The 18,531-nt window shown below is 66.2% G+C and carries 17 protein-coding genes; 9 read left to right on the forward strand and 8 right to left on the reverse strand.

The genetic code is table 11. The features are described from left to right. Positions 1 to 220 precede the first annotated feature (220 nt). The 4 genes from G7Z99_RS19065 to G7Z99_RS19080 all read right to left on the reverse strand — a co-directional run bounded on the left by G7Z99_RS19065 (position 221) and on the right by G7Z99_RS19080 (position 4,968). Positions 221 to 625 carry an META domain-containing protein gene (locus G7Z99_RS19065; RefSeq protein WP_181096593.1) on the reverse strand — a complete coding sequence of 135 codons (405 nt, stop codon included), beginning with the start codon at positions 623 to 625 and terminating at the stop codon, positions 221 to 223. Continuing rightward, positions 622 to 1,059: a hypothetical protein gene (locus G7Z99_RS19070; protein ID WP_181096595.1), complete on the reverse strand. Its 438-nt coding sequence runs from the start codon at positions 1,057 to 1,059 to the stop codon at positions 622 to 624. The genes G7Z99_RS19065 and G7Z99_RS19070 overlap by 4 nt, the downstream gene beginning before the upstream one ends. Positions 1,060 to 1,141: 82 nt before the next feature. Next, a complete protein-coding gene (locus tag G7Z99_RS19075; RefSeq protein WP_181096596.1) occupies positions 1,142 to 2,131 on the reverse strand; it encodes a 2-hydroxyacid dehydrogenase in 990 nt (329 codons plus the stop codon). Positions 2,132 to 2,211: 80 nt separating this feature from the next. After that, complete coding sequence (locus G7Z99_RS19080; protein WP_181096598.1) at positions 2,212 to 4,968, reverse strand: ATP-binding protein; 2,757 nt, start codon at positions 4,966 to 4,968, stop codon at positions 2,212 to 2,214. A gap of 289 nt (positions 4,969 to 5,257) precedes the next feature. Between G7Z99_RS19080 and cysM the strand changes: the two genes are divergently transcribed. The 5 genes from cysM (at position 5,258) to G7Z99_RS19105 (ending at position 11,313) form a co-directional block, all read left to right on the forward strand. Beyond that, on the forward strand, positions 5,258 to 6,157 hold the full coding sequence (cysM, locus tag G7Z99_RS19085; RefSeq protein WP_181096600.1) for a cysteine synthase CysM: 900 nt from the start codon (positions 5,258 to 5,260) through the stop codon (positions 6,155 to 6,157). Then, positions 6,157 to 7,515, forward strand: a complete 1,359-nt coding sequence (rlmD, locus tag G7Z99_RS19090) for a 23S rRNA (uracil(1939)-C(5))-methyltransferase RlmD (protein ID WP_181096608.1) — start codon at positions 6,157 to 6,159, stop codon at positions 7,513 to 7,515. The genes cysM and rlmD overlap by 1 nt, the downstream gene beginning before the upstream one ends. A gap of 98 nt (positions 7,516 to 7,613) precedes the next feature. Next, on the forward strand, positions 7,614 to 9,854 hold the full coding sequence (relA, locus tag G7Z99_RS19095; RefSeq protein ID WP_181096610.1) for a GTP diphosphokinase: 2,241 nt from the start codon (positions 7,614 to 7,616) through the stop codon (positions 9,852 to 9,854). Positions 9,855 to 9,914: 60 nt separating this feature from the next. Further along, positions 9,915 to 10,748 carry a nucleoside triphosphate pyrophosphohydrolase gene (gene mazG, locus G7Z99_RS19100; protein ID WP_181096612.1) on the forward strand — a complete coding sequence of 278 codons (834 nt, stop codon included), beginning with the start codon at positions 9,915 to 9,917 and terminating at the stop codon, positions 10,746 to 10,748. 25 nt (positions 10,749 to 10,773) lie between these two features. Continuing rightward, complete coding sequence (locus G7Z99_RS19105; protein WP_181096614.1) at positions 10,774 to 11,313, forward strand: DUF2058 domain-containing protein; 540 nt, start codon at positions 10,774 to 10,776, stop codon at positions 11,311 to 11,313. Positions 11,314 to 11,370: 57 nt separating this feature from the next. Here the strand turns inward: G7Z99_RS19105 and G7Z99_RS19110 are convergent, their stop codons facing one another. The 4 genes from G7Z99_RS19110 to purM all read right to left on the reverse strand — a co-directional run bounded on the left by G7Z99_RS19110 (position 11,371) and on the right by purM (position 14,670). Then, positions 11,371 to 11,559: a hypothetical protein gene (locus G7Z99_RS19110; protein ID WP_181096616.1), complete on the reverse strand. Its 189-nt coding sequence runs from the start codon at positions 11,557 to 11,559 to the stop codon at positions 11,371 to 11,373. Between the two features lie 680 nt (positions 11,560 to 12,239). Further along, a complete protein-coding gene (locus G7Z99_RS19115; protein WP_181096618.1) occupies positions 12,240 to 12,950 on the reverse strand; it encodes a DUF3108 domain-containing protein in 711 nt (236 codons plus the stop codon). Positions 12,951 to 12,958: 8 nt separating this feature from the next. Continuing rightward, a complete protein-coding gene (gene purN / locus G7Z99_RS19120) occupies positions 12,959 to 13,612 on the reverse strand; it encodes a phosphoribosylglycinamide formyltransferase (protein WP_181096620.1) in 654 nt (217 codons plus the stop codon). After that, the gene (gene purM, locus G7Z99_RS19125; RefSeq protein ID WP_181096622.1) at positions 13,612 to 14,670 is read right to left on the reverse strand and encodes a phosphoribosylformylglycinamidine cyclo-ligase; all 1,059 of its coding nucleotides are present in this window, start codon (positions 14,668 to 14,670) and stop codon (positions 13,612 to 13,614) included. The genes purN and purM overlap by 1 nt, the downstream gene beginning before the upstream one ends. 306 nt (positions 14,671 to 14,976) lie before the next feature. Between purM and G7Z99_RS19130 the strand changes: the two genes are divergently transcribed. From G7Z99_RS19130 to G7Z99_RS19145, 4 genes are all read left to right on the forward strand, one after another. Continuing rightward, positions 14,977 to 16,023, forward strand: a complete 1,047-nt coding sequence (locus tag G7Z99_RS19130) for a DUF2066 domain-containing protein (protein ID WP_181096624.1) — start codon at positions 14,977 to 14,979, stop codon at positions 16,021 to 16,023. Between the two features lie 223 nt (positions 16,024 to 16,246). Next, positions 16,247 to 16,951, forward strand: a complete 705-nt coding sequence (hda, locus tag G7Z99_RS19135) for a DnaA regulatory inactivator Hda (protein WP_181096626.1) — start codon at positions 16,247 to 16,249, stop codon at positions 16,949 to 16,951. Positions 16,952 to 17,085: 134 nt separating this feature from the next. Then, positions 17,086 to 17,721 carry a C40 family peptidase gene (locus G7Z99_RS19140; protein WP_181096628.1) on the forward strand — a complete coding sequence of 212 codons (636 nt, stop codon included), beginning with the start codon at positions 17,086 to 17,088 and terminating at the stop codon, positions 17,719 to 17,721. A 135-nt stretch (positions 17,722 to 17,856) separates the two neighbouring features. After that, positions 17,857 to 18,402 carry a C40 family peptidase gene (locus G7Z99_RS19145; RefSeq protein ID WP_181096630.1) on the forward strand — a complete coding sequence of 182 codons (546 nt, stop codon included), beginning with the start codon at positions 17,857 to 17,859 and terminating at the stop codon, positions 18,400 to 18,402. Positions 18,403 to 18,531 lie beyond the last annotated feature (129 nt).

Below are 18,531 nucleotides of genomic sequence, written 5' to 3' on the forward strand. Positions count from 1 at the left end.
GTCCGTCACCGCCTGCATCGCAGGCAAGCCCGCGTGGACGATTATCAAGCGGATGCGCGCGTGAGCTCCATGTTGTGGGAGCGGGCTTGCCCGCGGTGCAGGCGGTGACGGACCGGGCGCGATCGCGGGCAAGCCCGCTCCCACAGGGGCCTGCGCCGGCCTGTTAGATCGGCCAGGCCAGCCGGATCTCACCCGTCGAGCACCGCCGGCCTCTGTCCCCTCAACCCTCGTCCGGCCACAACCGCAACGGCTGCCCCACGCCGGTCCACAGGCGCAGTTGCCCCTCGACGGAGGTGTCCCAGCGCTGCACCGTGGGCAGTGCCTCGAGGAACCGCTGCTCCTGCTCCATGATCGCCGGCGCGCACAGCTTGCGCGTGCTGCCTGGCGGGCCGAACACCAGCCGGTCGCCCTCGAGCGTGTAGGGCGCGAACCAGTGGTTGCAGCCAGCGTTGCCATAGGCCCGGTTGTCCGAGCCCAGCGTCAGGGTCAGGTGGCTGTTGTCCATCAAGGGGCGCTCGCCAATCCATTCCAGCACGTAGCTGCGGTCTTGTTGCAGGGGCGGCGCCTCGGTCGCGCAGCCCGTCAGGCCCAGGACCACGAGCGACGTGGCAAGCAGGTGTTTCATGCAGAAGCCTCCTGACAGGCAGGGCACAGGTGGCCCTGATCGTGGGTCACCCAGCCCAGCTCGGTCACCCGCGCCGTGGCGGCAGGCTTGCGCGCCTTGGTGCCCAGCGTGGCGTCCACGGCGAACTCGACGTCCAGCGTGGTCTGGCAACGGTCGCAGGTGACCTGCCACTGCAGGATCTCCAGCTCGTTGAACGCCGGCCCACTGGCCACCGCCACCCACTGGCCCTGAGGGTTGATCAGGTGGCGTACGCTTTCGACGGTCAGGCGCATGGACAGGCCCTTGCTGCCCTTGAGCGTCACCAGCAGCACGTCGCCGCGCTGGATCGAGCCACCGTTGCCGGTGACCTGATAACGGCCAGGGACCAGGGCGCGGCATTCGATCAGGGTGTGCTGCGGATTGAACAGGGTGTAGCGGAAATCGTGTTCGACCATGGGTCCTCCAGAAATGCCGCCTAGTGTAAGGGCTGACGCGCTTTTAATCACGACCGTACGCCGCCGTCGGCCCTTCGCCGGGTCACTCGCCCACGGTGTGGCAGGGTCGGCCTTCAGACCAGGCGACGATCGTGTCCAGGGTCGTCCGCGCGATGGCCTCCAGCGCTTCATGGGTCAGAAAGGCCTGATGGGCGGTGACGATCACGTTGGGGAAGGTCAGCAGGCGTGCCAGTACATCGTCCTGCAACGGCAGGTCCGAGCGGTCCTCGAAGAACAGCTGCGCCTCCTCTTCGTACACGTCCAGGCCCAGGTGGCCCAGCTGCCCGCACTTGAGCGCGTCGATCAAGGCCGGCGTGTCGACCAGCGCACCCCGTCCGGTGTTGATCAACATGGCGCCGGGTTGCAGGTCGGCCAGGCGGTGGGCGTCGATCAGGTGGTGGGTCTGCTCGGTCAGGGGGCAGTGCAGGCTGACGATGCGCGACTGGCGCAGCAGCGTCGGCAAGCTCACATAGCGCGCGCCCAGCGCCAGGACGGCGGGGTTGGGGACAGGATCATGGGCCAGCAGCTGGCAACCGAACCCGGCCATGATCCGGGCGAAGGCTTCGCCGATCTGGCCTGTACCGACGATACCGACCGTCTTGCCATGCAGGTTGAACCCGGTCAGCCCGTGCAGGGTGAAATCGCCATCGCGGGTGCGGTTGCAGGCGCGGTGCAGATGACGGTTGAGCGTCAGTACCAGGGCAACGGCATGTTCGGCCACGGCCTGTGGTGAATAGGCCGGTACACGTGTCACCATCAGGCCGAGGCGCCTGGCGGCGGCCAGGTCGACGTGGTTGTAGCCGGCCGATCGCAGGGCGATCAGGCGTGTCCCGCCGGCGGCCAGGCGCTCGAGCACGGGCGCATCGAGCTGATCGTTGATGAAGGCGCACACCACCTCGAACCCTTGGGCCAGCAGGGCGGTATCGGGTGTCAGGCGGGCGGGCTGATGGTGCAGGACGAGCGCACGGCCAGCTGCGGCCTGATCGAAGCTGTGCTGGTCGTAGCGCTGGCTGCTGAACACGAGAACGCGCATGGCAGTCTTCCGGCAGAAGAAAGCCCCAGTGTAGCCAGGCGCCCGAGGCCTGCATTGACCTGCGTCGGCGCAGGGTCCGATCAGGCGTTCGACCTGGCCTGCTGCGCCAGGCGGGTGATGGCGCGGTCGAGTGCGTCCAGCGCCTCGGGCGCCTCGGCATGGTCCTGCTTGAGCAGCGTTTCGCTGTGCTGGCAGGCGGCGCGCAGCTGCGGCACGCCACAGTAGCGTGTGGCGCCGTTGAGCCGGTGTACCTGATCGATCAGCGCCTGCCGGTCCCCGGCGGCCCGCGCCGCCCGGATGGCCTCGCGGTCAGCGTCGAGCGAGGCCAGCAGCATCGCCAGCATGTCCGCCGCCAGGTCGGGCTTGCCGGCGGCCAGGCGCAGGCCTTCCTCGGCATCCAGCACCTTGAGTTCATGGCTGTGCGCCAGGCGCTCGGCGCGTGACAGCGACGCGGAGGTGTCCAGGTTCAGCCCGGTCCATTTCAGGACCACCTGGGCCAGTTGCCGTTCGCTGATGGGCTTGGTCAGGTAGTCGTCCATCCCGCCCAGCAGCAGCGCACGCTTCTCGTTGGCCATGGCATGGGCGGTCAGCGCGACGATCGGCAGGCGCGCGGCCTCGCGGCCCGATTCCCACTGGCGGATCCGCTGCGTGCAGGTGAGCCCATCCATGCCCGGCATCTGCACGTCCATCAGCACCAGGTCGAAGGGGCGGTCGCGCACGGCGTCAATTGCGGCCTGGCCATTGTCCACCGCCATGACCTCGGCGCCCATGTCTTCGAGCAGGGTCTGGACCAGCAGCAGGTTGGCCGGGTTGTCATCCACGCACAGCAGGCGCGGTGCGCGCGTATCGGTACCCAGCGGCTCGCGGGCCATGCGCCGTGGCTGCACCAGCTCCAGCAAGGTACGCCGCAGCTTGCGCGTGCAGGTCGGCTTGGCCAGCAACTGCGTCTGACCATCGCTCAGGGAGGCATGATACTGGGCCTGCTGGGTGGTCGGGCAGAGCACCACGCACTGGCACCCGACGCGTTCGAGCCGGTGCGCCAGCTCGCCCAGCTGGGCCGGCGAAAGCACCCCCAGGTGCAGGCCCAGGACCGCGAAGTCGAAGGGGCGCCCTGCCTGGCTGGCGGCCTGCACGCCCTCGAGCAGGGCCTCGAAGGAGGCGAACACGGTGCTGTCGAGCCCGCAGTCGGCCACCTGGTGTTCCAGAGCCTGGCAGGCCAGGGCATGGGGGTCGGCGAGGGCGACACGGCGGCCCATCAGCGCGGAGGGCGGGGCGGTGTGCGCATCGTCGTGGGCCTTGGGCAGGCTGAGGGTGATCCAGAACTGCGAGCCTTCGCCCGGCGTGCTGTCGACCCCGATCTCGCCGCCCATCTGCTCGACCAGGCGCTTGGAGATCACCAGCCCCAGGCCGGTGCCGCCGGTCTGGCGCGACAGCGAGTTGTCGGCCTGGCTGAACGCCTGGAACAGGGCGCGCACATCGTCCGGCGACAGACCGATGCCGGTGTCCTGCACGCTGATGCGCAACTGCGCCTGGTCCTTGTGCTCGTCCTCGAGCATGGCCCGCACGACGATGGTGCCTTCGTGGGTGAACTTGATGGCGTTGCTGACCAGGTTGGTGACGATCTGCCGCAGGCGCAACGGGTCGCCGATCAGCGACAGCGGCGTGTCGCGGTAGATCAGGCTGACCAGCTCGAGCTGCTTGGCATGGGCCGTGGGCGCCATGATGGTCAGGGTGTCCTGCAGCACGTCGCGCAGGTTGAAGGGCACGCTGTCGAGCACCAGCTTGCCGGCTTCGATCTTGGAGAAGTCGAGCACCTCGTTGATGATGCCCAGCAGGTTGTCGGCCGAGTTCTCGATGGTGTTCAGGTAGTCGAGCTGGCGCGGCGCCAGTTCGCTCTTCTGCAACAGGTGGGTGAAGCCCAGAATACCGTTGAGCGGCGTACGGATCTCGTGGCTCATGTTGGTCAGGAATTCGGACTTGATGCGGCTGGCCTCGAGCGCCTCCTTGCGCGCCATGTCCAGCTCGATGTTCTGGATCTCGATGGTCTCCAGGTTCTGGCGCACGTCTTCGGTGGCCTGGTCGATGCTGTGCTGCAATTCCTCGCGCGCGGTGTGCAGCGTCTCGGCCATGCGGTTGATGCCAGAGGCCAGCTCGTCCAGTTCACGGCTGCCCAGCACGGGCAGGCGCTCCTCGAGGTGACCGTCCTTGAGCAGGCTCACGGCGTGCTTGATCCGGCTGAGCGGCGCGTTGATCGCGCGGCTCATGCGCAGGGCCAGCAGGGCGGTGAAGGCCAGGCAGGCGAGGATCAGCAGCACGCTGGTGAACACGTTGCGGTAGCCGCGCAGCAGGGTATTGCCGTGCGACAGCTCGATCTCCACCCAGCCCAGCAGCCGCTGCGATTCGGCGGGCACGGCGTGGGTCGCCAGGTCGCGATGGTGGCCCAGCACGGGCAGCAGGTAGCGGGTGGCGTCGTTGCCCGTGCGTTGCAGCAGGCGCGTGCCGGCGCCGGCGTCGCTGGGCGGCGGGTTGAGCATGCTCGGCCCGGCATGGGCCAGGCGCTCCCGGTGCGCGCCCAGGAAGGTCACGGCGCGCACGTCCTCCTGCTCCAGGGATTCGGCCGCGATGCGTTCGAGCTGGGCCGTGGTGCCCTGGGCCAGGGCCGGAGCCGCCAGCGGCGCCAGGTGTTCGGCCAGCATCTGGCCACGTTGCAGCAGCTGCGTGCGCAGCTCGTTCTGCTGCAACCAGGTGAAGTAGCTGCCCAGCACCACCGCCATCAGGCCGGCAGGCACCAGCGCCAGCAGCAGCACCCGGCTCCTGATTCCCAGTCGATCGAACACGACGTTCTCCTGTCTTGCGGCTGTCTTGGTGGGGTCCGGGCGAACCCAGCCCCGCACGTTACTCCGCCCGGGGCGGCAATGCACCCCCAGTGTAGGACGAACCTGCCTTGCCATCGGAACCGTGACGCCGCCCCGCCAACCTGAGGCGATCGCCGTCCAAGGCCATTGCCCACTCCCTGTGAAACCTGCTTAGAACCCCTGGCTATGGCGACCATCGATTGCGTGATATGGCCTGTGCGGGTTTGTCGGTATGATGGGCGCCCTTGTCGTCCCGATTGCGAACTACGCCATGACCCTGCAGTTTCCAACCATCGCCGACTGCGTCGGCAACACGCCGCTGGTGCGCCTGCAACGCCTTGCCGGGGACACCAGCAACACCTTGCTGCTCAAGCTCGAAGGCAACAACCCGGCCGGCTCGGTGAAAGACCGTCCGGCACTGTCGATGATCACCCGTGCCGAATTGCGTGGCCAGATCACGCCGGGCGATACGCTCATCGAGGCGACCTCGGGCAACACCGGCATCGCCCTGGCCATGGCGGCGGCGATCAAGGGCTACAAGATGATCCTGATCATGCCCGACAACTCCACCGCCGAGCGCAAGGCCGCCATGGCCGCCTACGGCGCCGAGCTGATCGTGGTGAGCAAGGACGAGGGCATGGAAGGCGCGCGCGACCTGGCCGAGCGGCTGCAGGCCGAAGGCCGTGGCCTGGTACTGGACCAGTTCGGCAACGGCGACAACCCCGAGGCCCACTACACCAGCACCGGGCCGGAAATCTGGCAGCAGACCCAGGGCCAGGTCACCCACTTCATCAGCTCGATGGGCACCACCGGGACCATCATGGGCTGCTCGCGCTACCTCAAGGAACAGAATCCGGCCGTGCAGGTGGTCGGCCTGCAACCGATGGAGGGCGCGGCCATCCCCGGTATCCGCCGGTGGCCGGAAGCCTACCTGCCGAAGATCTTCGACGCCACGCGCATCGACCGGGTGGTCGACATGTCCCAGGAAGAAGCCGAGATCACCATGCGCCGGCTTGCCCGAGAAGAGGGCATTTTCTGCGGCGTGTCGTCCGGTGGTGCGGTGGCAGCCATGCTGCGCCTGTCCCGCGAGGTCGAAAACGCCGTGATGGTGGCGATCATCTGCGACCGCGGTGATCGCTACCTGTCCACCGGCCTGTTCGACGCGCCCTGATGTCCAGACAAAAACGCAATGGCGGGCTGCGCTTCCAGCCCGCCGGCGGCGAGCGCGCCGCACAGGTGCCGGTCGGCAAGAAGCAGCGCCTGGTCATCGAGCGCCTGGCCGGTGACGGTCGCGGCATCGCCTTCGAGGACGGCCGTACCTGGTTCGTCAGCGGCGCGCTGGCCGGTGAAACCGTCGAGGCCCGCGTGCTCGCCGCCCGTGGCAAGGTGGTCGAGGCGCGCCTGGAGCGCGTCCAGCAGGCCAGCGCCGAGCGCCGGCCCGCGCCTTGCCGGCATTACGACCGCTGCGGCGGTTGCAACCTTCAGCACCTGCCCCATGCCGACCAGTTGGCGCTCAAGCAGCGCACCCTGGCCGAGCAGTTGCAACGCGTCGCCGGCGTGACGCCCGAGCAGTGGGCTGCCCCGTTGAGCGGCCCGGAGTTCGGCTATCGCCGCCGCGCCCGGGTCGCCGTACGCTGGGACCCGAAGCGTCGTGAACTCGACGTGGGATTCCGTGCCGAAGCCAGCCAGGACATCGTCGCCATCGAAGACTGCCCGGTGCTGGTACAGCCCTTGCAAACGATCCTGCGGCACCTGCCGACGGTGTTGCGCAGCTTCGACAAACCCCAGGTACTGGGCCATGTCGAACTGTTCAGCGCCACGGCCCAGGCTGTGCTGGTGCGCCATGTCGCGCCCCTGGCCGAGCAGGACCTGGAGCGCCTGCGCGCGTTCTGCCAGCAGAGCGACGCCCAGTTGTGGTTGCAGGGGGAGGGCGAGCCGATGCCAGACCAGCCAGGGCAGACCCTGGGCTTCGAGCTGGCGCCGTGGGACCTGACCCTGGCCTGGCGGCCCGGTGACTTCGTCCAGGTCAATGCCGCCGTCAACCTGGCGATGATCGAGCAGGCCCTGGCCTGGCTCGCGCCCCAGGCCGACGAGCGTGTCTTGGACCTGTTCTGCGGCCTGGGCAACTTCGCCCTGCCACTGGCCCGCTCGGCGGGTGAAGTGGTGGCGGTCGAAGGCGTGCAGGCGATGGTCGAGCGCGCGGCGGCCAATGCGCACGCCAACGGCCTGGTCAACGCCCGTTTCCACCAGGCTGACTTGTCGCAGCCCCTGGGGGATGCTGGGTGGGCCGCGAAAGGATTTTCTGCGGTACTCTTGGACCCCCCTCGGGACGGTGCCCAGGAAGTGGTGAAAAATATTGTGCGCCTGGGCGCCCGTCGACTGGTCTACGTCTCCTGTAATCCAGCTACGCTGGCAAGAGACACGCAGACCTTGGTGGCCCAGGGGTACCGGTTAAAGAGGGCCGGGATTCTCGACATGTTTCCTCAGACGGCGCATGTCGAAGCCATGGCGTTATTCGAAGTGGGCTAGCCAGGCTGGCCCCTTGGTGCGACTTCCACGGACGGGAGGTCGCACGGTGATTGCCAGCGCGTCCTGCGAGACGCGCTGTATGGAAAGGTAGAACAAAGATGGTACAGGTGAGAGTGCACCAGCCGGTCAACACTGACGGCAGTATCAATCTCGATGCATGGCTCGACCATGTGGTGAGCGTCGATTCGGCGCTCGATCGCGCGGCCCTCAAGGAGGCCTGCGATTTCGCCCAGGACGTCGAGAAGAACGGCAACCCGGCCAAGCATTCCTGGGCCGATGGTACCTCCAGCTTCCAGGCGGGCCTGGAGATCGCCGAGATCCTCGCCGACCTCAAGCTCGACCAGGACTCGCTGGTCGCGGCGGTGGTCTACCGCGCCGTGCGCGAAGGCAAGGCGACCCTGGCCGAGGTCGGCGAGCGCTTCGGCCCGGTGGTGTCCAAGCTGATCGACGGCGTGCTGCGCATGGCTGCCATCAGCGCCAGCCTCAACCCCCGCCAGTCGCTGGTGCTCGGTTCCCAGGCGCAGGTCGAGAACCTGCGCAAGATGCTCGTGGCCATGGTCGACGACGTACGCGTGGCGCTGATCAAGCTGGCCGAACGGACCTGCGCCATCCGCGCGGTCAAGGTCGCCGACGACGACAAGCGCCTGCGCGTGGCGCGCGAGGTGTTCGACATCTATGCGCCCCTGGCGCACCGGCTGGGCATCGGCCACATCAAGTGGGAGCTGGAAGACCTGTCCTTCCGCTACCTCGAGCCCGAGCAGTACAAGCAGATCGCCAAGCTGCTGCACGAGCGCCGGCTGGACCGTGAGCGCTTCATCAACGACGTGATGAACCAGCTGCAGAACGAGCTGCTGGCCACCGGCGTCAACGCCGACATCAGTGGCCGTGCGAAACACATCTATTCGATCTGGCGCAAGATGAAGCGCAAAGGGCTGGAATTCAGCCAGATCTACGACGTGCGCGCCGTGCGCGTGCTGGTGCCCGAGGTGCGCGACTGCTACACCGCGCTGGGCATCGTCCACACCCTGTGGCGGCACATCCCCAAGGAATTCGACGACTACATCGCCAACCCCAAGGAAAACGGCTACCGCTCGCTGCACACGGCGGTGATCGGCCCCGAGGGCAAGGTGCTGGAAGTGCAGATCCGCACCCACGGCATGCACGAGGAGGCCGAGCTGGGCGTCTGCGCCCACTGGCGCTACAAAGGGACGGACGTCAAGCCCAGCTCCAACCACTACGAAGAGAAGATCTCCTGGCTGCGCCAGGTGCTGGAGTGGCACGAAGAACTGGGCGACATCGGCGGCCTGGCCGATCAGCTGCGCGTCGACATCGAGCCGGACCGGGTCTACGTCTTCACCCCCGACGGCCATGCCATCGACCTGCCCAAGGGCGCCACGCCGCTGGACTTCGCCTACCGGGTGCACACCGAGATCGGCCACAACTGCCGGGGCGCCAAGATCAACGGGCGCATCGTGCCGCTGAACTACAGCCTGCAGACCGGCGAGCAGGTCGAGATCATCACCAGCAAGCACGGCAACCCCAGCCGCGACTGGCTCAACTCCAACCTCGGCTACGTGACCACGTCGCGCGCCCGGGCCAAGATCGTGCACTGGTTCAAGCTCCAGGCCCGCGACCAGAACGTCGCCGCCGGCAAGAGCCTGTTCGAGCGCGAGCTGAGTCGGCTGGGCCTGCCGCAGGTGGACTTCGAGAAGCTCGCCGAGAAGGCCAACGTCAAGACCGCCGAGGACATGTTCGCGGCGCTCGGGGCGGGCGATCTGCGCCTGGCACAGATGGTCAACGCCGCCCAGCAACTGCTCGAGCCCGACCGCAACGAGCAGATCGAGCTGATCGCGCGCAAGCCCACCAGCCCGCGCAACGGCAAGCGTGGCGACATCCAGATCCAGGGCGTCGGCAACCTGCTGACGCAGATCGCCGGTTGCTGCCAACCGCTGCCGGGCGACCCCATCGTCGGCTACATCACCCAGGGCCGCGGCGTGACCATCCATCGCCAGGACTGCGCCTCGGTGCTGCAACTGGGCGGTCGCGAGCCGGAGCGCATGATCCAGGTCAACTGGGGGCCGGTGCCGGTGCAGACGTATCCGGTGGACATCATCGTCCGCGCCTACGACCGGCCCGGGCTGCTGCGTGACGTCTCCCAGGTGCTGCTCAACGAGCGGATCAACGTGCTGGCGGTCAACACCCGCTCCAACAAGGAAGACAACAGTGCGTTGATGTCGCTGACCATCGAGATCCCAGGGATCGACGCCCTGGGCCGGCTGCTGGGCAGGATTTCTCAGCTGCCCAACATCATCGAGACCCGGCGCAACCGCACGCCTTGACCCTGGTATCGTCCGGCGGATACCTGCCCAGGCAGGGTCGCCGGACGCAAGGACAGCCCCATGACCTACACGCTAGACGATCTGCTCGCCCTGATGGCGCGCCTGCGCCATCCGCAACACGGATGCCCCTGGGACCTGAAGCAGGATTACGCCAGTCTCGTGAAGCACACCCTCGAGGAAGCCTACGAGGTGGCCGATACCATCGAGCGGGGCGACTTCGCGCACCTGCAGGGCGAGCTGGGCGACCTGCTGTTCCAGGTGGTCTACTACAGTCAGCTGGCCCGCGAGGACGGGCGCTTCACCTTTGCCGAGGTGGTCGATGGCATCACCCGCAAGCTGGTCCGTCGTCATCCCCACGTCTTCCCCACGGGCGACCTGCAGGCCCCCCTGGATACCCCGCGCCTGAGCGAGGACCAGGTCAAGGCACGCTGGGAGGCCATCAAGGCCGAAGAACGCGCCGAACAGCGCGAGCCCGAGCAGCTGTCGTTGCTCGACGATGTCCCGGCCGCCTTGCCGGCCCTGTCGCGGGCGACCAAGCTGCAGAAGCGTGCCGCCCAGGTCGGTTTCGACTGGCCCGAGGCGTTGCCGGTGCTCGACAAGGTGCGCGAGGAGCTCGATGAAGTCCTGCAGGCCATGGCCGAGGGCGACGCCGATGCGGTCGAGGACGAACTGGGCGACCTGCTGTTCGCCACGGCCAACCTGGCCCGGCACCTCAAGCACGACCCTGAAAACGCCCTGCGCCGCGCCAACCGCAAGTTCGAGCGGCGCTTCCGATTCATCGAACAGGCATTGCGCGACAGCGCCCGTCCGTTCGAAGATTGCACCCTCGACGAACTCGACGCCCTCTGGGGCGACGCCAAGCGTCAGGAAAAGAACCTGCCCAGCTGCGGCTGAGCCGATGCATAAGTGAGTGAACACCATGAGTCTTTCCCTTCGCGACCAGTTGCTCAAGGCCGGTCTGGTCAACCAGAAGCAGGTCAAGCAGGTCAACAAAACCGAGAAGAAACAGAAGCGCCTGGAGCAGAAAGGCCAGGTCGAGGTCGATGACACCCAGCAGCGCCTGGCCAAGGAGGCCATGGCCGAAAAGGTCAAGCGTGACAACGAGCTGAACCGCCAGCAACAGGAAAAGGCCGAGCAGAAGGCCCGCGCCGCGCAGGTCAAGCAACTGATCGAAGCGACGCGCCTGCCCAAGCTGACGACCGAGGACTACTTCAACTTCGTCGACGACAAGAAGGTCAAGCGCATCGCCGTCAATGCCCTGATGCGCAGCAAGCTGAGCAACGGCGCCCTGGCGATCGTCTCCCATGGCGGAGGGTACGAAGTGATTCCGCGCGAGGCAGCAGTGAAGATCCAGGAGCGCGACGCTCACCGTATCCTGCTGCTCAACACCCACGTGGAAGAGGCGGACGAGGACGATCCGTACGCGGCCTACAAGATCCCGGACGATCTGATGTGGTAACCGGTCGCTGAGGCACCCGGCGAGGCCGAGGGCCGTGCACACGGCCCTCAGGCACCGTCACCCGTGCTGCAACCGCCCCTCATGTTCCAACCCTTCGAGTTCCTGCTGGTAGGCATGGGCGTCCTGCTCGGTGTGGAACATACCGACCAGCAAGCCTTGCTGGTGCACGTCCCAGATCCGCACACCGGCGGCCAGACCTTCGTGGGACAGTTTCGATTCATCGCGTTCGGTCACTTGAACAGTCATCGTCAAACTCCACTTTCAGTAGGGCTGCGACACCATGTCGCATGCCTCTGTTATAGGGTTCGATAGCCGCCTAAGTAAATAAAACGACGGTGAAACATGTTTCATGCGGCGTTGCGAGAGGATGGAAGATCCACGGTGTCGCCATGCGTGCCTGCCTGGTGAAACGTCTACCAGCGACAACATTCGATCAGCCGGCGCCTGCATCGCGGGCAAGCCCGTTCTCATAGAAAATAAAATACCTTGTTGATTTCAAAGGAAGTAATCACAGGATTTTATGGGCCCTGCGGGCCCAATCGCGGCACGGGGGCCGCTCCACCTGCCGCAGTGGCACAGGCAATCGCGGTCCCATGTGGGAGCGGCCCCAGTGCCGCGATGGACCGCAAAGCGGTCCCAGAAATCGATCAGCGACACAGCATCCGAGCACTACCACCTATCGCCATGTTTTCTGCGCGACAGCGCGGCGGCAGGCGAGCTCTCACAGGGTGCCAGTCAGCGGTGTTGATGCCAGGTGGTGGCCTGGAATGAGGGCCAGTGGGCTTGCCAGCGATAGCGCCTGCCCAGCCTTACTCGGCCCGGCAGGCTACCCGTCACGCAGAAACAAAAAATCCCGGCCCATGCCTCAGCACGAACCGGGATTCTCGATCAGTCGCTCAACAGGGCTTTTTCACGCCCCGATCACCTCAACTGCCCTTGACCGTCTTGCCGTCCACCGTGCCGTCCTGCAGCACGATCACGTATTCCTTGCCGTCGGTCTCCACCTGACGCAGCTGCACCAGCAGGTAGTCCCAGTCCTTGGCGAACCACAATTCGGTCACCCGCTTGCTCTGGCTCGGGTCGCGCACGCGCTCCACCTTGACCGCCTCGACCTGGCCGGTCTTGGTGGTGACCTTCTCGGTGCCCAGCACGCGGAAGTCGTAGGTGTCGATCTCGTCGCCATCGACCACCTGGTAGGTCATGCTCTTCTTGCCCGCTGCCACGTCATGCTGCAACGCCAGCTGGTAGGACGACTTGTCCAGCACGCCGCGGTTCAGCGGCAGGCTGACTGCGTCGCCCCGGTCGCTGCCGGTGATCTTCTTGGCCGACCAGTCGAACGTCAGGTCGACCTTCTTGGCCTTGCCCAGGCCGCCCCGTTCGAAGTGGTACTTCTGCGGCAGCAGGAGGTCCTTGTCCATCCGCACGGTGCTTTGCTCGGTCAGGCTGGCGATCATCATCGACGCCTTGAAGTCGAGCGCCCAGTTGCCGTCGGCGCCTTTGGTCAGGCTGCGTTCGGCGGTGCCGCTCATGGGCAGTTGCTTCCAGTCGGCCGTGTAGCTGGCCGAGAACGGCTTCAGTTCAGCCGCGTGCACGGGCAAGGCAAGCACGGCAAGAGCCAGGAAAAGGGCACGACGCATATGTTCTCCTAGGATCGGATCAGGTGACCGCAGGCAGGCAGCGGTTGGGCATCCAGTAAGGCACCCTCTGCGCCCAGACGCAAGCGCCCTTCGGCAAACCAGCGTACCGCCAGCGGGTAGATCTGGTGTTCGTGGTGGTGCACACGCTGGGCCAGGGACTCGACGGTATCGTCGGGCTCGACCGGCAGCACAGCCTGTACGACCAAGGGCCCGCCATCGAGTTCCTCGGTCACGAAGTGCACGCTGCAGCCATGCTCGGCATCCCCGGCTTCGAGCGCGCGGCGATGCGTGTGCAGGCCCTTGTACTTCGGAAGCAGGGAGGGGTGGATGTTCAGCAGGCGGCCCTGGTAGTGCCGGACGAAACCGGCACTGAGGATGCGCATGAAGCCTGCCAGCACCACCAGATCGGGCGAGAACCCATTGATCAGCTCGGCCAGGGCGGCATCGAAGGCTTCGCGACCTTCGAAGCCAGGGTGCTCGAGCACGGCGGTCGGGATCCCGGCCGCCTGGGCCCGTTGCAGGCCATAGGCGTCGGCGCGGTTGGCGATCACCGCGCAGATCCGGGCGGGGCCCGGCACTGCACGCGTGCTGTCGATCAGGGCTTGCAGGTTGCTGCCGCTACCGGACAGCAGCACCACGACATTGCAGGACTCGCTCGGCATCAGTGTGCCTTGAGGTTCTGCAGCTCGACCTGGGCGGCACCGGCCGGTGCCTGGGCGATGTGACCGATCACCCAAGGCTGCTCGCCGGCTTCGGTGAGCACGTTCAGGGCGTTGTCCACCTGGTCCTGGGCCACGCAGATGACCATGCCGACGCCGCAGTTGAGCACACGGTGCATCTCGTGCTCGTCGACGTTGCCCTTGGCCTGGAGGAAGTCGAACACCGCCGGACGCTGCCAGCTGGCCACGTCGACCACCGCCTGGGCGCCTTCGGGCAGCACGCGCGGGATGTTGTCCAGCAGGCCACCACCGGTGATGTGGGCCATGGCCTTGACCGCGCCGGTGCGTTTGATCAGCTCGAGCAGCGGCTTGACGTAGATGCGCGTCGGCGCCATCAGCAGGTCGGCCAGCGGCGTGCCGTCGAGCTGGGTGCTGTCGATGTCGGTGCCGGACACTTCGAGGATCTTGCGGATCAGCGAGTAGCCGTTGGAGTGCGGGCCGGAGGAGGGCAGGGCGATCAGCGCGTCACCCGTGGCGACCTTGGAGCCGTCGATGATCTCGGCCTTTTCCACCACGCCGACGCAGAAACCGGCCAGGTCGTAGTCCTCGCCTTCGTACATGCCCGGCATCTCGGCGGTTTCGCCGCCCACCAGCGAGCAGCCGGCCAGTTCGCAGCCTGCGCCGATGCCGGTGACCACGGTGGCAGCCACGTCGACGTTCAGCTTGCCGGTGGCGTAGTAGTCGAGGAAGAACAGCGGCTCGGCACCGCAGACCACCAGGTCGTTGACGCACATGGCGACCAGGTCCTGACCGATGCTGTCATGCTTGTTCAAATTCAGCGCCAGACGCAGCTTGGTGCCCACGCCGTCGGTTCCCGAGACCAGCACCGGCTGCTTGTAGCCGGCCGGGATCTCGCAAAGGGCGCCGAAGCCGCCCAGGCCACCCATGACTTCAGGGCGCGCGGTGCGCTTGGCCACGCCCTTGATGCGTTCGACCAGTGCTTCGCCGGCGTCGATGTCTACACCGGCGTCCTTGTAGCTCAGGGAGGGTTGCTTGCTCATTGATCCAGGCCTTTAGAGGGAGGGATTCAGGGGAAACGACCGCGACGGCCACGGCCGGTCCTGAGGACGGCGGGGCATGAACGCCAATGGTCTGCGAAGGCGCGCGATTTTATCAGGGTTGCCCGGCAGCGACCATCCTCAAGCCGTCGGCCGGCAAGGCCGAACGATAAAAAGTGCCTGCGCGGCCCCCCCCTCTGGTTGTCGCGCCGATGCCTGTAATAAGGTAGGCGCCAGCCTCGCCCTGCCCAGGCCGACCTGGTCGGGCCCACAGGGCGGTGCCTCATGTCATCAGGACAGGATTCATTCATGCGATTGTTCAACTACCTGCTCGCCGGCTGCCTCGTCACCGTTGGCGCCGTCGCGCAGGCCGCTCCCGTTCCCGGGCTCTACCAGGTGCGCGAAGCCGTCGAAGGCCAAGGGGCCGAGGCGCGCACGGCCGCCACCGGCAAGGCTTTGCAGACCCTCGTGCTGCGCCTGACCGGCGACCCCAAGGCTGCGCAGGGGGCGGCCCTGGCCGCCTTGCGCAAGGACCCTCAGCGGATCATCAGCCAGTTCGGCTACGAGGCCGGGCCGCCCGAAACCCTGGTCGTCGAATTCGACCCAGGCAGCACCGAACGCGCCTTGCGCCAGGCCGGACTGGCGCTGTGGGGCAGCAACCGGCCGTCGATCGTCGGCTGGTGGCTCGACGAAACGGTCGAAGGCAGCCACTTGGTGGGCGATGGCCAGGCCGAGGCCAACGTGCTGCGCCGCGCCGCGCAGCACCGGGGCCTGCCGCTGCGCCTGCCCTTGGCGGACCTGCAGGAACAACTGATCGCCGACGGTGCGCAGCTCGACAGCCCCGCCCCTGACGCGCTGCGCGATGCCTCGCAGCGTTATGCCACCGATGCCGTGCTGGCCGTGCATGCGCGCCAGGGCGAGAGCGGCTGGCAGGCGGGCTGGCAGCTGTGGCTGGGCGATACCCACGAGCAGGGACGCGCCGAGGGCGCCGACCCGGCCAGCCTGGCCGACGCCGTGATGCGGGCCGTCAGCCTGCGCCTGGCACCTCGCTTCGTCACTCGCCCTAGCAGCCGCGGCGATCTGCAGGTGCAGGTCGAGGGCATGAACCTGCCCCGGTACGCCGAGCTGGGTCGCGTGCTCGAGCCCTACGGCGCGCAGTTGCGTCAGGTCGAGGGGCAGACGCTGACCTATGCCGTGTCCGGCAGCCCCGATCAGGTGCGTGCGCAACTGGGGTTGGCCAAGCTGCGCGAGCTGCCGGCCGATCCGCCTGCGCCGGCACCCCAGCCGGGTGCCATTCCAGGTGAACCTGCGGCCCCGACGGCGCAGCCGTTCGACGGTCTGCGCTTCGGTTGGTGAGCGAGAGGCGCGCGGTCTTGAAGGCGGCGATAGGGGAGGCTGCCGCCTTCCCTATAGAAGGTCGGGCAGCGTCCCCCGTTCGGCACTGCCCGTGTCACGCCACGCAAGCCGTTGATTTCCTTCGTCCTCGGTACGTCGCCGATTGTGCGCTCGGCATTGCGGGTATAGACTTCGCGCACCGTTCTCCAAAGGCCCCCCGTGGTCCTCGCGACCGTCAGCCAGCATGAAACCGATCCAGTTGCCCCTGGGTGTGCGCTTGCGCGACGACGCCACCTTCATCAACTACTACCCGGGCGCCAATGCCGCGGCGCTGGGCTATGTCGAACGGTTATGCGAAGCCGATGCCGGCTGGACCGAGAGCCTCATCTACCTGTGGGGCAAGCAAGGCGTCGGGCGCACCCACCTGTTGCAGGCCGCCACTCACCGTTTCCAGCAGCTGGGCGAACCTGCGGTCTACCTCCCCCTGGCACAATTGCTCGACCGTGGCGTGGAACTGCTTGATCACCTGGAGCAGTACGAGCTGGTCTGCATCGACGACCTGCACGCGATCGCCGGCAAGGCCGATTGGGAAGAGGCCATGTTCCATCTGTTCAATCGCCTGCGCGACAGTGGTCGGCGCCTGCTGCTGGCCGCTGCCAGCTCCCCGCGCGAACTGCCCATTCGCCTGCCCGACCTCAAGTCCCGGTTGACCTTGGCGCTGATTTTCCAGATGCGCGGGTTGAGCGATGAAGACAAGTTGCGTGCGCTGCAACTGCGTGCCTCGCGCCGTGGCCTGCAGATGACCGACGAAGTAGGGCACTTCATCCTGACGCGGGGGACGCGCAGCATGGCGGCGCTGTTCGACCTGCTCGAGCGACTTGACCAGGCCTCGCTGCAGGCGCAGCGCAAGTTGACCATTCCGTTTCTCAAGGAAACCCTGGGTTGGTAAGCATCGATTGATCTATGCGAAACCCTTCGAACGCCTCGAAACGCAAAAGTCACATTTTTCTCGATAAAATTTGCAAATAGATTTGACGGAAGGCATAGTGCCAACCTTCCCAACAATCAGTCACGGTCGTGCCCATGCTGCTTCGCTTCGCACCCCTCGTGCCACTTGCACTGGTGACCCTGCTTTTTGGCTGCGCCGCTCAAGGCCCTGTTTCCCAGCCCCAGGATCACGCCCCCGTTACCGTTCAGGTTCAACACCAGGCGCACGCACCGGTCGCCTCGGTCTTTGACGCAGAGCCGGCGGAAGACGAAGACACCCAACCCTTCGCACACGGCAGCCAGCCTTACCGCCTGCCCGTGCTGGCCGACAGCATCCTCGAGCGCGGCAAAGAGCTGATCGGGACACGCTACCGGTTCGGCGGGACCACGGAAAAGTCCGGGTTCGATTGCAGCGGTTTCATCGGCTACCTGTTCCGTGAAGAAGCCGGCATGAACCTGCCACGCTCGACACGCGAAATGATCAACGTCGACGCACCGACCGTGTCGCGCAGCAAGCTCAAGCCAGGCGACCTGCTGTTCTTCAGCACCAACGGTCGCGGCCGTGTCAGCCATGCCGGCATCTACCTCGGTGACAACCAGTTCATCCACTCCAGCAGCCGCCGCAGCGGTGGCGTGCGCATCGACAGCCTGGGCGATCGCTACTGGAGCAAGACCTTCATGGAAGCCAAGCGCGCCTTGGCCATGGCCCCGACCACGATCGCGCGCAACTGACGCGACACGGCGTGGTCCAACACGGCGGCTCAGCTGAAAAGCGAGCCGCCGTGCGTATTTACAGAAAGCGTCTAATCTAATTTCTCAACTCTTTTCGGCAATTGCCCGAACGACTCAGACAGGAAGCTCTGGCTCATGGCGATGTTGGCGCGCTTCGCATTCTTCTCTCTGGCAGCCCTGTTGACTGCCTGCTCCAGTCAGGCGCCTGCCCCGGCGCCGGTCGTGCCCAAGCAGCGACCGCTGGTGATCAACTATTCACAACCGTCCTTCTCGCCCGTTGCCGAAGACGTGCTGTTTCGCGCCATCGGCCTGGTCGGCACCCCGTACCGCTGGGGTGGCAACACGCCGGACTCCGGATTCGATTGCAGTGGGTTGATCAAGTACGTGTACCAGGATGCGGCCGGCATCCGCCTGCCGCGCTCCACCCGCGAGATGATCGTCATGCGCGCGCCCAACGTCGACATCAATGCGTTGCAGTCGGGCGATGTGGTGTTCTTCGCCACCGGTGGCGGTTCGCAGGTCAGCCATGCGGGGATCTACGTCGGCGAAGGGCGGTTCGTCCATGCGCCGTCCACGGGCGGGACCGTGCGCCTGGACCATCTGTCGAACAGCTACTGGCACAAGGCCTATTTGCAGGCCAAGCGCATCATCCCGGCCGGGCACCTGGCGCAGAATCCGTGATAGTGAACTGGCTTAATGATTTTGGACACCTTCTTCGGACGCTATAATGGCGTCCAATTGGAGGCAAAATCAGTGCGCAATTCTTATTCGAAAGAACACAAAGTTCAAGCTGCTGAAATGGTGCTGGAC

The sequence above is a fragment of the Pseudomonas entomophila genome, assembly GCF_013523165.1.
GTDB classification, from domain to species: domain Bacteria; phylum Pseudomonadota; class Gammaproteobacteria; order Pseudomonadales; family Pseudomonadaceae; genus Aquipseudomonas; species Aquipseudomonas entomophila_A.